The sequence below is a fragment of the Cellulomonas sp. FA1 genome (genome assembly GCF_000986825.1).
Lineage (GTDB): Bacteria > Actinomycetota > Actinomycetes > Actinomycetales > Cellulomonadaceae > Cellulomonas > Cellulomonas iranensis.
On the sequence record NZ_LBMY01000001.1, the window covers coordinates 1,142,614 to 1,157,027 of the forward strand.

Below are 14,414 nucleotides of genomic sequence, written 5' to 3' on the forward strand. Positions count from 1 at the left end.
CCGGGCGCCGGGCGCCAGTGCCCGGCGGCGGCGGTCAGCGCACCACGACGCCCGCGGCGCGCAGCGCGTCCTTGACCTGCCCGACCGTGAGCGTCCCGAAGTGGAAGACGCTCGCGGCCAGGACGGCGTCGGCGCCCGCCCGCGCGGCCTCGACGAAGTGCTCCACGGTGCCCGCGCCGCCGGACGCGATGAGGGGCACCCGCACGCGCGCCCGCACGTCGGCGATCATCTGCAGGTCGAAGCCCGCGGTCGTGCCGTCGGCGTCCATCGAGTTGAGCAGGATCTCCCCCACCCCGAGCTCGGCGGCGCGGTGCGCCCACTCGACGGCGTCGATCCCCGTGCCACGTCGGCCGCCGTGCGTCGTCACCTCGTAGCCGGACGCCGTGCGCACGTCGCCCGTCGTGCGGCGCGCGTCGACGGACAGGACGAGCACCTGCGACCCGAAGCGGTCGGCGATCTCGGTGATGAGCTCGGGCCGGGCGATCGCGGCCGTGTTCACCCCGACCTTGTCGGCGCCGGACCGCAGGAGCCGGTCGACGTCCTCGGGCGAACGGACGCCGCCCCCGACGGTCAGCGGCACGAACACCTCCTCGGCCGTGCGGCGCACGACGTCGTAGGTCGTGGCCCGGTCGGACGACGACGCCGACACGTCGAGGAACGTCACCTCGTCGGCGCCCTCGGCGTCGTAGCGGCGCGCGAGCTCGACCGGGTCGCCCGCGTCACGCAGGTTCGCGAAGTTCACGCCCTTGACGACCCGACCCGCGTCGACGTCGAGGCACGGGATGACCCGCAGCGCGAGGCTCACGGCGTGGCCTGCGCGGGGGCGCCGGTCGCGAGGATGTCGATGACGAACACGACGGTCTTGCCCGCGAGCTCCTCGGCGTCGGTGACGCCCAGCGGGTAGGACGGTGGCACGACGAGCATCACGCGGCTCCCGGTCGGCTGGTCGACGAGTCCCTCGGCCCACGGCGGCACGTCCGAGAGCAGGAACGACACCGGCAGGCCGCGCTGCCACGTCGAGTCGAACAGGGCGCCGTCGTCCCACGCGAACCCGCCGTACTGGACCGTGATGACGTCGCCGGCGTTGACCTGCGGACCCGTGCCCCGGACCAGCGGCTGCACCACGAGGTCGTCGGGCGGCGGCGTGCCCGTCGCCGTGAGCGTCGGCACGCCGTCGGCCTCCTCGACCACGGGCAGCGAGGCGTCGGGCGTCACCGGCTCGCCCTCGGCCCGCGTGGGCAGGACGTCGAGGACCGTGACGGTCGGGTAGTCGGCGCCCGACCCGCCCGGCGCGACCTGCAGCAGCCGCGCGCCGACCTGCTGGCCCTTGAGCGTCTCGTACAGGTCGGTGCCCAGGTCCTCGACCGTGAGCATGCGCGGCGTGGGGCTCGTCGAGTAGCTCTCCTTCACCAGGCTCGCGTCGGTCGCGTTCTCGAGCCAGAAGTCGATGAGGACGGGCGCGCCCTCCACGAGCTCGGCACCGGTCCCGGGCCACACGACCTCGCGGTGCGTCGCGTCGACCGACAGCGGCGTGAGGTACGTGACGGTCGGGGCCTGGCCCGCGCTCCCGGTGACCGTGACCTTCGGGGCGTCCGTGACGACCGTCCCGCACGCCGCGAGCAGCAGCCCGAGGACCACCAGGACCACCGCCCGGCGTGCACCCGCCAGCACCCGCACGTCCGCGCCTCCCGAGCTCGTCCGACGCCGCGTCACCTGGTCGCGGCTCGTCCGGCGCTCGCCGGACGGGGCCTCACTGTACGGGAGCACGCTGGGCGTCGTGCCTGCTCGTCCGCGGCCCGTGACGGTGGCGGGCACCACCGTCACATGGACTCGATGAGCCGCTCGACGCGCTCGTCGACGTTGCGGAACGGGTCCTTGCACAGGACCGTGCGCTGCGCCTGGTCGTTGAGCTTGAGGTGCACCCAGTCCACCGTGTAGTCGCGACGCGCGTCCTGCGCCGCGCGCACGAAGTCGCCGCGGAGCTTGGCGCGGGTCGTCTGCGGCGGCACGGCCGTGGCCTCGAACACGTCGAGGTCGGTCGTGACGCGCTCGACGAGACCGCGCGCCGCCAGCAGGTTGTACAGCCCCTCGGTGCGCGAGATGTCGTGGTAGGCGAGGTCGAGCCGCTGCACCCGCACGTCCGACAGCTCGAGGTCGTGCTTGGCCCGGTAGCGCTCGATCATGCGGTACTTGATGACCCAGTCGAGCTCGCGCTCGACCAACGACAGGTCGCCCGTGCGCAGGGCCCGCAGCCCGCGCTCCCACAGGTCGAGGACCTGCTTGGTGTCGGGGGTCGGGCCCACCTCCGACGCCACGAAGTCCGAGACGCGCGCGAGGTACTCCTCCTGCAGGTCGATCGCGGTGACCGTGCGGCCGGTCGCGAGCGTCACCGGGTGGGTGCCGGTCATGTCGTGGCTGATCTCGCGGATCGCCCGGATCGGGTTCTCGAGGGTCAGGTCGCGCATCGGCACCCCGGCCTCGATGAGTCGCAGCAGCAGGTCCGTCGACCCGACCTTGAGCATCGTGGTCGTCTCGGACATCGAGGAGTCCCCGACGATCACGTGCAGGCGGCGGTAGTGCTCGGCGTCCGCGTGCGGCTCGTCGCGCGTGTTGATGATGGGCCGCGAGCGCGTGGTGGCGCTCGAGACGGCCTCCCAGATGTGGTCGGCGCGCTGCGACAGGCAGTAGACCGCACCGCGCGGCGTGGTCAGCACCTTGCCCGCGCCGGTGAGCACCTGGCGCGTGATGAGGAACGGCACGAGGACGTCCGAGAGCCGCGCGAAGTCGCCCTGCCGCCGCACCAGGTAGTTCTCGTGGCAGCCGTAGGAGTTGCCCGCCGAGTCGGTGTTGTTCTTGAACAGGTGGATGCGCCCCGGCAGCCCCTCGTGCTCGAGACGCTGCTGCGCGTCCTCGACGAGCCCCTCGAGGATCCGCTCGCCCGCCCGGTCGTGCGTGACGAGCTGGCGCCAGTCGTCGCACTCGGCCGTCGCGTACTCGGGGTGCGAGCCGACGTCGAGGTAGAGCCGCGAGCCGTTGCGCAGGAAGACGTTCGAGGACCTTCCCCACGCCACGACCTTGCGGAACAGGTACCGCGCGACCTCGTCGGCCGACAGCCCGCGACCGTCCTGCGCCGCGCACGTCACCCCGTACTCGGTCTCCAGACCGAAGATGCGCCTGTCCATGCGTGCCTCCCCGTCGGCTCGTCCGCGTGCCCCGCCCGCCTCAGGCGGACGACGGACCCTGTCCAGCGCCCGGCGTCCCCGCACCGTCGAGCACGTCCTCCAGCAGCGCACCCGTGAGCCGGCGGAAGGCACGGCGCGGGCGCGTGCGGTCGAGCACGGCGACCTCGAGCTGCGCCGCCCCCAGCGCGCGCGGCTCGCCGTCGTCGCCCGACGACCCGAGCGCACGCACCGCGACCCCCAGCACCTCCGACAGCGTCATGCCCGGACGCCACGCGCCCTCGAGCACGCCCGCGAGGCGCTCGGCCTGCCCGCCCATGACGACCCAGCCGTGCTCGTCGGTCACCGAGCCGTCGTACGACAGCCGGTAGATCTGGTCGCCCGCGGGCTCACGCCCGACCTCGACGACCACGAGCTCGACCTCGAGCGGCTTCGACTCGGTCGTGAACACTGTGCCGAGCGTCTGCGCGTACGCGTTGGCCAGGCCGCGCGCCGTGACGTCGACACGGTCGTAGGAGTACCCGCGCAGGTCGGCGTACCGGACGCCCGCGACGCGCAGGTTCTCGAACTCGTTGTACTTGCCGACCGCGGCGAACGCGATGCGGTCGTAGATCTCGGAGATCTTGTGCAGCGCGCGCGACGGGTTCTCGGTCGCGAACGCGATGCCGTCGTCGTACTGCAGCACGACGACCGATCGCCCGCGGGCGATGCCCTTGCGGGCGTAGTCCGCGCGGTCCTTCATGAGCTGCTCGGGCGAGACGTAGAACGGCATGCTCATCGGACGTCCTCCTCGTCGGTCGCGCCGCGGCGGGCCCGCTCGACGCCCGCGACGGCGGCCGCGAGCTCGTCGTCCGCGACCCGCAGGTAGCCGGCGGCCGTCACGGTCGCCACGACCGGCCAGATCTGGCGGACGTGGTCGGGACCGCCCGTCGCGGAGTCGTCGTCGGCGGCGTCGACCAGCGCCTCGACCGCGACGCGCACCGCGTCCGCGGCGTCCATCCCCGCCCGCCAGCGCTTCTTCAGCGAGCCCCGCGCGAAGACCGACCCCGACCCGACCGCGTGGTGGTCGTGCTCCTCGTAGCGGCCGCCCGTCACGTCGTACGAGAACAGCCGCCCCACGCGCCGGTCGAGGTCGTAGCCGCCGAACAGCGGCACGACCGCGAGGCCCTGCATCGCGAGGCCGAGGTTGCCGCGGATCATCGTCGCGAGACGGTTGGCCTTGCCGTCGAGCGACAGCAGGCTGCCCTCGATCTTCTCGTAGTGCTCGAGCTCGAGCTGGAAGAGCCGCACCAGCTCGATCGCGAGGCCCGCCGTGCCGGCGATGCCCACCGCGGAGAACTCGTCCGCCGGGAACACCTTCTCGATGTGCCGGCTGGCGATCATCGACCCCATGGTGGCCCGCCGGTCCCCCGCCACCACGACGCCGCCGTCGAACGTCAGCGCGACGATCGTGGTGCCGTGCGGCGCGTGCACCTCACCCGCCGGCAGCGGCCGGTTCCCGGGCAGCAGCTCGGGTGCGTGCCCCGCGAGGAACTCGACGAACGACGACGACCCGGGCGTGGTGAAGGCGTGCGGCAGCCGACCGGACGAGGGCTGCGCGGGGCCGGACCAGGAGTGCACCATCGGCGATCACTGACCGCCCTTCTGCACGAAGCCGCGGACGAACTGCTCGGCGTTCTGCTCGAGGACGTCGTCGATCTCCTCCAGCAGCGCGTCGACCTCCGCGTCGCGGGACTGCGCGCTCGCCGCCGCGGGGGCCGGCGTCCCCGGCTCGTCGACCGGCTCGTCGTCGTGACGGCGCCTGACGTGTTCCTGCCCAGCCATGGTGACCTCCGTCCCTGCGGGAACGTGCCGCGTGCCCGCGTGGCCCACCCTAGGCCCAACCACCCGCGCCCGTACCTCGGGCGGCCGCGTCGTGGACGCCGCGCGGCACCGTCGGGACACCCCGGGGCGCCCGGCTGTGGACAACCTGAGCGTCGCGCGCGCCACCTGGCACGATGCGCGCATGACCCACGCCGACTCGTTGTACGCGCGCACGCTCGCCGCGCTGCAGGACGCCACCGTGTGCCCCGCGTGCACGACGCCGCTGCGCGCGGGGCGCTGCCCGGCGTGCGGCCTCGACGTCTCGGGACCCGACGGGCTCCTGGTGTGGCAGGACAGCCAGGCAGCCGTGCGCGCGCTCGTGGCGCGCGAGCACCGCATCGCGGCCGTGCGGGCCGCGCAGGTCGCGCGGCCCGTCCCTGCCGCACCGGCGGCCGCCCGGCCGGTCGCACCCGCGGCGGTCGCCCCGGGCGCGCCGGCGGTCACCCCGGGCGCGCCGGCGGTCGCGCCCACCGCACCGCCCGCGGCGGCCCCGGCTCCCGCACCGACGCCTGCCGCGCCGGTGCCGCACGTCGCCGCCCCGCACGTCGCCGCCCCCGCCGCCGCTCCCCCGGCGCGTCCGAGGGTCCCGGCGCCGGCCGCGCCCGCGCGCCGCCCCTGGCGCGTGCAGACCGTCCTGCAGGTGGTGGGCGCGTCGCTGCTCGCGGCCGCGAGCATCACGTTCCTCGTCTTCGCGTGGGACGTCATGGGGCTGCGCGGCCGCGCGGCCGTCGTCGCCGTCGGCACGCTCGTGGTCTTCGCGCTCGCGTCGTGGCTGCGTGCACGCGCCCTGCGCCAGGGCGCCGAGGCGGTCGGCGCGGTCGCGGTGGTGCTGCTGCTGCTCGACGCGTGGGCGCTGCGGGCGACCGGTGCCGTCGCCCCGGGCGACGGCACGGCCCAGGCCGCGGTGTCGCTGCTGGTGAGCGCACTGCTCCTCACGGCATGGGGCCGACGGTCGCGCCTGCGCGTCGGGTCCGTCGCGGGCGCGGTCCTGCTGCCGCTGGCGCCGCTCGCCTGGCTCCCGGTGGTCCCCCGCCCGGACGGCGTCGCCGCGCTCCTGCTCGCGGCGTCGGCCACGACGCTCGTGCGGGCGACCGGGCCCTGGGCGTCCGGACGCGCCGAGACGCTGGTCCTGCGCACGCTCGCGGCGCTCACCCTCGGCGTCGCGGTCCCGACGGCGGCCGTCTCGCAGCTCGTCACGCTGCCGTCCGGCGCCTGGCCGTCGGTGGCGCTGCTGCTGGGCGCGGTGCCGCTCCTGGTCGCGCAGGGGCTCACCGACCTCCGTGCCGCGACCGGGGCCGCCCCGCCCCGCCCCGGGACGGTGCTCGCCTGGACCCGTGCCGCCGGGTGCACGCTGACGCTGGCCGGCGCCGGCGCGGTCGCCACGCTCGTCGCGCCGGCCGCCGGGACGTTCGTGGCCACCCAGGCCGGCGCGGCCGCCGCGTGCGCCGTGGCAGCGGCCTTCCTCGTCCGGAAGGGCTCGCCGGACACGCCGGCGGGCGTGGACGCGAACTCCACGGCCCACGGAACGGTGTCGACTTCCGCCACCCCGCGCCGGGACGTCCGGGCTCCCGACGTCGCAGCCCACGTGCGTGCGGCGTCCGGGGCGGCGCTCGTGACCGCCGCGACGCTCGCGACCTGGTCGGTCCTCGCGCTCGTCGCGCAGACGGCGACGCGGCTCGCCTTCGGCGCCGACGCGGGCACGGCGCCGCTCGTCGTGCTCGCCCCGACGCTCGCCGTCGCGGCCGCCGTGGGGCTCGCCGTGCTCACGACGCGCCGCACCGGCACCGGCCCCGAGGGCCGCCGGCTCGCGCGCACGTGCGCCCACGGCGGGACGGCGCTCGTCGTCGCCACCCTGCCCGTCACGACCTCGGGACTCGTGCCGCCCGCGGCGTCCGTCCTCGTGCTCGTGCTCGGTGCGGCGGCGGCGACCGCCGCGCTGCACGTCGGCGAGCGACGCCTGCACCCGACCGCCGCACGCGCCGGCGCCGTGCTGGCCGGGACGCTGGGCGTCCTCGGGGCGCTGCCCGGGCCGGGGTGGGTCGCCGGTGCGCTCGTCGCGCCGACGGTCCTCGCGGTGCTGGCCCGTCGGTGGTCGCGCGCACCTGGCTCGGCCGGCTCGTCGACCCTGGTCGCGGCCACGCTGCTGCTCGTCGCCGGCACGTGCACCGGCGTCGCCGCCGCGACGGCCGCCGTCGTGGCAGCCGCCCTGACGGTCGCCCCGGTGGGTGCCGCGCTCCTCGCGCGCGCCGGGGCGCGGCGCACGGGGGCGGCGGAACGGGACTGCGCCCTGACGGGCGTCGCGCTCGCCGGCGCCGCGACGTGGGCCGCGGCGGCCCACCACGCCGCGACGACGCCCGGACCGGCGGCGCTCGCGGTCGCAGCACCCCTCGTGGCGGCCGCCACGTGCGCCGGGCTCGTGGTCGCGCTGCTCGCGGGCTCCCGGCGGTGGGGGTCGCCCCACGCGGTCGTCGGCTCCGCGGCGGTCGCCCCCGTGCTCGCGCTCGCGGTCCTCACCGTGCACCGGTCGGCGGGCGTGCCGCCCGTCGACGCGACCGCTCTCGCGGCCGTCGCGGTCGGCGGCCTGACCGCCGCCGCAGCGGTGCTGCTGGCCCGCACCGGCACGCCCGTCGCGCGGTACGCGGCCGAGGTGAGCGGGTGGCTCGTCGCAGCCGCGGGCGTGGGCGCCGCGGCCGCGACCGGCGCACCCGGGCCTGCACTGGTCGTCGCCGCCGCGTGCGCCGCCGCCTGGGCGCTCGCCCCCGGCCGCGCGCAGGCGTGGTGGCTCACGCTCGCGCTCGGCACCGGCGCCTGGTGGTCGCTGCTGGGCACGCGCGAGGTCGGCGTCGTCGAGCCGTACACGGCGGTCCCCGGTCTCGTCGTCGCGGCCGTCGCGGCGTGGCGCCTGGTGCGCGCACGCCCGCGCGCGTCGCGGCTGCTCGCCGCGGGGCTCGCGGTCGCGACGCTGCCCACGTCGGTGCTGCCGGGCGCGCTCGCCGTCGGCCCCGTGGTCGTCGACCGAGCCCCGCTCGCCGCCGCGCTCGCGGCCGCCGTGGTCGTCGCCGCGCTGCTGCTGCGCCGGCGCCCCGCGGCCGCCGAGCTGCTGGCCGGGCTCGGTGGGGCGCTCGTCGTCCTCGGACCCGTGGCCCGCGCCACGGCCGCCGCGGTCGGGCTGCCCGGGGCGGTCCCGGGTCCGGAGCTGCCCGACGGCACCGTGCTCGTCGAGGTCTGGACGTGGCCCGCGGCCGTCGCGCTCGCCGCGTGCGCGGTGCGCGCCCGCACCGCGGCGTCCCGGCGTGCCGTCGACACCGGGACCCCGTGGCTCCTGCTGACGGTCGGCGCGCTGCCGACGCTCGTGGCCGCACTCGCCGCACCGGCGGGCGGTGCGGCAGCCGTCCGCGTGACGGCGCTCGCCGCCGTCGCCGCGACCCTGGCCCTCCTGGGCGGCGCGACGGGACACCGGCTGCGCGCGCCCGGCGCGCGCGGCGCGGGTCACCCCGGGACGCCGCTCGCGCACCTCGGGCTCGCGCTGACGCTCGCGCTCGTCCCGGTCGCCACCGTCGTGCTCGTCGCGCACCACCCCGCACGCGCGGCCGCGCTGGGCGAGGCCGCGGACGTGCCGGCGACCCTCGCCGCGCTGCTGGTGCTCGCGACGGTCGCGCTCACGGCACGGCGCGCGGCAGCGCCGCGCCCGTGGCTCACGGTGGGGTCCGCGTTGCTCGTGCCCCTCGTGCTCGTCCGTGCCGGCGACGCGCGCCCCGTGCTCTGGGCGTGCGTGACCGCGACGCTGCTCGGGCTCGCGTGGCTCGCGGGCGGCCGCCGACGCTCCTCGGGCGGCCCGACCGACCGCGACGCGCGGCGCCCCCTCACGGCCGCGGCCGCCGGCGTCGCCCTCGCGGGCCCCTGGTGCGCCGGCGTCGCCGCCGCCGTCGCACCGGGCACCGCGACGCCGTGGCGCGTCGAGCTCGTCGCGGTCCTCACGGCGGTCGTCGTGGCGGTCGCCGCGCGTGCGTGGTCGCCCGTCTTGGACCGTCGCGTGACGCGCGCCGCGCTGACCGTGGTCCTCGCGCTGCCCGTCGTGCTGGCCGTCGACGCGACCGGGCTCGGGACGGTCCGTGCGCTCGCCCTGCTCGCCGGCGCGGCCGCGTTCGCGTGGTGGCGGCCGTTCCGGGGCGACGTCACGCTCGGCCTCGCGGTCGCGACCGCGACCGTGGTCGCCGTCGCGCTGCGCGGCGGACCCGAGCCCGTCGACCTCCCGTGGGCCGTCCTCGGGCTGCTCGCGTGCACGCTCGGCGCCCGGCACCTGCACGAGCAGCCTGCCGCCCGCTCGTGGTCGGCCCTCGGCGCGCCCGTCGCGCTCGCGGTCGGCGCGCCGCTCGCCGCGCTCTGGCTCACCGGCCCGGGGGCCGTGCGCCTGGCGGTCCTGCTGGCGCTGGCGCTGGCGGCGACGTCCGTCGGCGCCGCGCAGCGCTGGCAGGCACCGTTCGTGCTGGGTGTCGCCGCGACGCTCACGACCCTCGCGGTCGTGCTCAGCCCGCTCACGGTGCGCGCGCTGGCCGACGTCGACGGGTGGGTGCTCCTCGCCGTCGGCGGTGCGGTCGTGCTCGGGCTGGGCCTCACCTACGAACGACGCGTCCGGGAGGCGAAGGAGGCCGTGCGCTTCGTCGGCGACATGCGCTGACCGCGCGCACGGGGCACGGGGCCGCGCACGGTCCGCCCGGTGCGGGCGCACCGGCACGGTCCTCCCGAGCGTGCTGCCGCGGTCCGCACCGCCCCGCACGCCTGACCGGGCAGCGGGGGTCGGCGCCGCGTCGTCAACCGCCCAGGGCGGCCAGCAGCGCGCGGGCGTCGGGGCTGGTGTCCAGCAGGTCGCCCACGTGCGCCCGCGTCCCCCGCAGCGGGTCGCGCATGGGGACGCGCTGCAGCGCCCGCGCCCCGGGCACGTCGAACACCACCGAGTCCCAACTGGCCGCCGAGATCTGCGTGCCGTAGCGCGCGACCGCCTCGCCGCGGAAGTACGCACGCGTGTCCTGCGGGGCGTGCACCACGGCGTCCTGCACCTCCTCCGGCGTCACCAGCCGCTCGACGGCGTCCGCCGCCACCAGCCGGTGGTACAGCCCACGCTCGGGGCGCACGTCCGACCACTGCAGGTCGACGGCCGCCAGGCGCGGGTGGTCCCACGCGAGGTGGTCGCGCCGGCGCATGCCGTCGAGCAGCCGCAGCTTGGCGACCCACTCGACCTCCCGCGCGCACGACGCGGGCTCGTCGGCGAGCCGGTGCAGCAACGACTCCCACCGGTCCAGCACGTCGAGAGTCTGGGCGTCGGACGCGCCCTCCGTCCCGTCGAGCGCGGCGCGCACGGCGGCGACGTACTCGCCCTGCACCTCGAGCGCCGTCAGCCGTCGACCGTCCGCGAGCTCGAGGCGCTCGGTCAGCGTGAGGTCGTGGCTCACGGCGTGCACGGCGCCGACCGGGTCGCGCAGCGCGAGCCGGTCCACCGCCCGCACCGCACGGCACGCCGCGGGGACCCCCGCCTCGGCCTGCTCGACGAGCCACAGCACGAGCGCCGCCGTCCCGAGGCGCAGGTAGGTCGCGACCTCGAGCATGGTCGCGTCACCGATGATGACGTGCAGGCGCCGCCAGCGCGTCGGGTCGGCGTGCGGCTCGTCGCGCGTGTTGACGATCGGACGGCGCAGGGTCGTCTCGAGGCCGACCTCGGCCTCCATGTAGTCGGCGCGCTGGGACAGCTGGAAGCCCGGGTGCTCACCGCGCTGACCGAGCCCGACGCGCCCGGCACCCGTGAACACCTGGCGGGTCACGAGGAACGGCGTGAGCCGCGCGACGAGGTCGCCGAACGGCACCGCGCGGTCCACGAGGTAGTTCTCGTGCGTCCCGTACGTGGCGCCCTTGCCGTCGACGTTGTTCTTGTACAGCGACACGTCGGGCAGCGCCGGGTTGCTCGCGAGCATCCGGACCGAGTCGAGCATGACGAGCTCCCCCGCCCGGTCCCAGCGCACCGCGTCCAGGGGGTTCGTCACCTCGGGCGAGGAGTACTCGGGGTGGGCGTGGTCGACGTACAGGCGCGCGCCGTTGGTGAGGATGACGTTCGCGGCACCCGGGTCCTCGTACTCCTCGACGTCGGAGCGCGGGAGCTCCTGCGGCGCGTCGCCCGAGGGCGCGGGCACGGTCGGCGAGTCGGTGAGCAGCGACGGGTGCGCCGACGCGCGCTGCAGGTGGAACCCGCGGGCGTCGTGCAGCGGGTCCTCGTCGTCGTAGTCCCACCGCGCGCGCCCGCGGCCCGCCTCGCGCGCCGCGGCGTGGACGGCCACGACGTGGCTCGACAGCAGCATCGGGTTGGCCATGGGCCTGCCCGGCTGCAGGACGCCGTACTCGGTCTCGATCCCCATCACGCGGCGCACGGTCACGCCGACCACCCTAGGTGAGCACGCCGACGGCGGCGGGGGGCGTCCGCGGCCCGCGCACCGCCGCCGCGCGCGGCGGCGGTGCGACCGTCAGAGGTACTGGCCGGTGCTCGTGACGTTCTCGATGGTCCGCGACGCCTCGACGCCCTTCTTGCCCTGCACGATGGTCCGGATGAAGACGATGCGCTCGCCCTTCTTGCCGGAGATGCGCGCCCAGTCGTCGGGGTTCGTGGTGTTGGGCAGGTCCTCGTTCTCCTTGAACTCGTCGACGCACGCCGCGAGCAGGTGGTCCACCCGGATGCCGCGCTGACCGGTCGCCAGCAGGTCCTTGATCGCGGTCTTCTTGGCGCGGTCGACGACGTTCTGGATCATCGCGCCCGAGTTGAAGTCCTTGAAGTACAGGACCTCCTTGTCCCCGCTCGCGTACGTGACCTCGAGGAACCGGTTCTCGTCGGCCTCGGAGTACATGCGCTCGACGACGCGCGCGATCATCGCCTCGACGGCCGCGGCGGCCGACCCGCCGTGCTCGGCGAGGTCCTCGGCGTGGATCGGCAGCGCGGGCGTGAGGTACTTCGCGAAGATCTCGCGCGCACCCTCGGCGTCGGGGCGCTCGATCTTGATCTTCACGTCCAGGCGCCCGGGCCGCAGGATCGCGGGGTCGATCATGTCCTCGCGGTTCGACGCGCCGATGACGATGACGTTGTCGAGCCGCTCGACGCCGTCGATCTCGGCGAGCAGCTGCGGCACGATCGTCGTCTCGACGTCGCTCGACACGCCCGTGCCACGCGTGCGGAACAGCGACTCCATCTCGTCGAAGAACACCACGACGGGATGGCCCTGCGACGCCTTCTCGCGCGCGCGGGCGAAGATGAGACGGATGTGCCGCTCGGTCTCGCCGACGTACTTGTTGAGCAGCTCGGGGCCCTTGACGTTGAGGAAGTACGAGCGCGCGTCGGCCACGTCCTCGCCGCGGGCCGCGGCCGCGGTCGCGGCGAGCGAGTGCGCGACCGCCTTGGCGATGAGCGTCTTCCCGCAGCCCGGCGGGCCGTACAGCAGGACGCCCTTGGGCGGCTTGAGCCCGTGCTCGCGGAACAGCTCGGGGTGCAGGAACGGCAGCTCGACGGCGTCGCGGATCGCCTCGATCTGCGGGCCGAGGCCGCCGATGTCGCCGTAGTCGATGTCGGGGACCTCCTCGAGCACGAGGTCCTCGACCTCGGCGCGCGGGATCACCTCGAACACGAAGCCGCTGCGCGAGTCGATCGTGAGCGCGTCGCCCACGCGCACGCCCGCGTCCGCCACCTGCCCGGCGAACCGCACGACGCGCTCCTCGTCGCCTCGGCCGACCACGAGCGCGCGGCCCTCGCCGAGCATCTCCTTGACGGTGACGAGCTCGCCGACCTGCTCGTAGCCGCCGGCCTCGACGACCGTGAGGGCCTCGTTGAGCATGACCTCCTGCCCGGGGCGCAGGCGGTGCACGTCGAGCGTGGGGCTCGCGCCGACGTGCATCTTGCGCCCCGCGGAGACGATGTCGACCGTGCCGTCGTCACGCGCCCGCAGGAACGTCGCGTACGTGCCGGGCGGCTTGGCGAGGTCGTCGACCTGACGCTTGAGCTCGAGGATCTGCTCGCGCGCGGCCACGAGCGCCTCGCTCAGGCGCTCGTTCTTGGCGGCGAGGACCGTGAGCTCGCGTTGCAGGTCACGCCCGCCGGCAGCAGGTTCCGTCATGGTGATCGGCCTCCGTTCCGCGTCGCGGTGCGCCCTTCCTCCGGTCCACCGAGCACCACGCTGTGCCTGCTGGTCCGTCGACCCTAGCCGCCCGTGTCAACGGTGACGCCGCGACGACCCCGTGTCTCGCGACCGTCCCGAGGCGTGGACGCGCTCAGTCGTCCTCGGGCGGCGTGCCGTCCTCGCGCGCGGCGAGGTCGTCGGGCGCGACGTGCAGCTCACGGCGCACGCGGCGGATCTTCTTGGCCGACGTCTCGCGCTCGCCCATCGCCTCGGGCGACCACAGCTCGGCGTCCGGCGCGGGCGTGCCGTCGGGGGCCAGGGGGTACGAGCCCTTCGCGGGCCGGCGCTTGCGCTGCGGCGGCTGCACGCCGTCGGCCAGCCGACGCGTCGTCAGGAGGAACCCGGTGTGCCCGATCATGCGGTGCTGCGGGCGGACCGCGAGCCCCTCGAGGTGCCAGCCGCGCACCATCGACTCCCACGCCTCGGGCTCGGTGTACCGACCGTCGGCGCGCAGGTCCTCGGTGAGGCGCGACAGCTGGGTCGTCGTCGCGACGTAGCAGACCAGCACGCCGCCGGGTGCGAGCGCGGTGGCGACCGCGTCGAGGTTCTCCCACGGCGCGAGCATGTCGAGCACGACGCGGTCGACAGTGCCGGGTGCGGCGGCGTGCGGCAGCTCGTCGGCGAGGTCGCCCAGCCGCAGGTCCCACGCGGGGTGCTCGCCGCCGAAGAACTGCTCGACGTTGCCGCGCGCGATCGCCGCGAAGTCCTCACGCCGCTCGATCGACACGAGCCGGCCCGCGTCGCCGACGGCCCGCAGCAGCGACAGCGTGAGACCGCCCGACCCCACGCCCGCCTCGACGACCGTCGCGCCGGGGAACACGTCGCCCATCGTGACGATCTGGCCCGCGTCCTTCGGGTAGACGACCGCCGCACCGCGCGGCATGGACAGCACGTGGTCGGACAGCAGGGGCCGCAGCGCCAGGTACTCGATGCCCGACGTGTTCTGGACCACGACCCCCTGCGACGCACCGATGAGCTCGTCGTGGCGCAGGTAGCCGCGGTGCGTGTGGAACGTCGCCCCGGGCTGCAGCGTGATGGTGTGCAGGCGTCCGCGCGGGTCGGTCAGCTGGACGCGCTCGCCGACGCGGAACGGGCCGCGGCGCACGTCCGCCCCGGTCGGTGCGGCGGCGGGCACGCGGTCGTCCGCGGTCTGGTCGGTGGTCAC

Annotated in this window: 10 protein-coding genes; 1 reads left to right on the forward strand and 9 read right to left on the reverse strand. The window is 76.1% G+C overall.

What is annotated here, in order from left to right; translation table 11 throughout:
* Nucleotides 1–34 precede the first annotated feature (34 nt).
* From hisF to GY42_RS19320, 6 genes are all read right to left on the reverse strand, one after another.
* Nucleotides 35–805, reverse strand: coding sequence for an imidazole glycerol phosphate synthase subunit HisF (hisF, locus tag GY42_RS05100; RefSeq protein WP_046528509.1), 771 nt, complete (start codon nucleotides 803–805; stop codon nucleotides 35–37).
* The gene (locus tag GY42_RS05105) at nucleotides 802–1,647 is read right to left on the reverse strand and encodes an FKBP-type peptidyl-prolyl cis-trans isomerase (protein WP_236686716.1); all 846 of its coding nucleotides are present in this window, start codon (nucleotides 1,645–1,647) and stop codon (nucleotides 802–804) included. The genes hisF and GY42_RS05105 overlap by 4 nt, the downstream gene beginning before the upstream one ends.
* A gap of 173 nt (nucleotides 1,648–1,820) precedes the next feature.
* Nucleotides 1,821–3,182: a Pup--protein ligase gene (gene pafA, locus GY42_RS05110; protein ID WP_046528510.1), complete on the reverse strand. Its 1,362-nt coding sequence runs from the start codon at nucleotides 3,180–3,182 to the stop codon at nucleotides 1,821–1,823.
* A 40-nt stretch (nucleotides 3,183–3,222) separates the two neighbouring features.
* On the reverse strand, nucleotides 3,223–3,957 hold the full coding sequence (gene prcA, locus GY42_RS05115) for a proteasome subunit alpha (RefSeq protein ID WP_046528511.1): 735 nt from the start codon (nucleotides 3,955–3,957) through the stop codon (nucleotides 3,223–3,225).
* Nucleotides 3,954–4,802, reverse strand: coding sequence for a proteasome subunit beta (prcB, locus tag GY42_RS05120; protein WP_046528512.1), 849 nt, complete (start codon nucleotides 4,800–4,802; stop codon nucleotides 3,954–3,956). The genes prcA and prcB overlap by 4 nt, the downstream gene beginning before the upstream one ends.
* A gap of 6 nt (nucleotides 4,803–4,808) precedes the next feature.
* The gene (locus tag GY42_RS19320) at nucleotides 4,809–5,003 is read right to left on the reverse strand and encodes a ubiquitin-like protein Pup (RefSeq protein WP_046528513.1); all 195 of its coding nucleotides are present in this window, start codon (nucleotides 5,001–5,003) and stop codon (nucleotides 4,809–4,811) included.
* 181 nt (nucleotides 5,004–5,184) lie between these two features.
* On the opposite strand from GY42_RS19320, the gene GY42_RS19325 reads away from it, so the two are divergent.
* The gene (locus GY42_RS19325) at nucleotides 5,185–9,720 is read left to right on the forward strand and encodes a zinc ribbon domain-containing protein (RefSeq protein ID WP_160309394.1); all 4,536 of its coding nucleotides are present in this window, start codon (nucleotides 5,185–5,187) and stop codon (nucleotides 9,718–9,720) included.
* Nucleotides 9,721–9,853: 133 nt separating this feature from the next.
* On the opposite strand, the gene dop is transcribed toward GY42_RS19325, so the two are convergent.
* The 3 genes from dop to GY42_RS05145 all read right to left on the reverse strand — a co-directional run bounded on the left by dop (nucleotide 9,854) and on the right by GY42_RS05145 (nucleotide 14,414).
* Nucleotides 9,854–11,464, reverse strand: a complete 1,611-nt coding sequence (gene dop, locus GY42_RS05135) for a depupylase/deamidase Dop (protein WP_046530570.1) — start codon at nucleotides 11,462–11,464, stop codon at nucleotides 9,854–9,856.
* Nucleotides 11,465–11,551: 87 nt separating this feature from the next.
* The gene (arc, locus tag GY42_RS05140) at nucleotides 11,552–13,186 is read right to left on the reverse strand and encodes a proteasome ATPase (RefSeq protein WP_046528515.1); all 1,635 of its coding nucleotides are present in this window, start codon (nucleotides 13,184–13,186) and stop codon (nucleotides 11,552–11,554) included.
* 154 nt (nucleotides 13,187–13,340) lie between these two features.
* Entirely contained in the window at nucleotides 13,341–14,414 is a 1,074-nt protein-coding gene (locus GY42_RS05145) for a tRNA (adenine-N1)-methyltransferase (RefSeq protein ID WP_082131358.1), read from the reverse strand.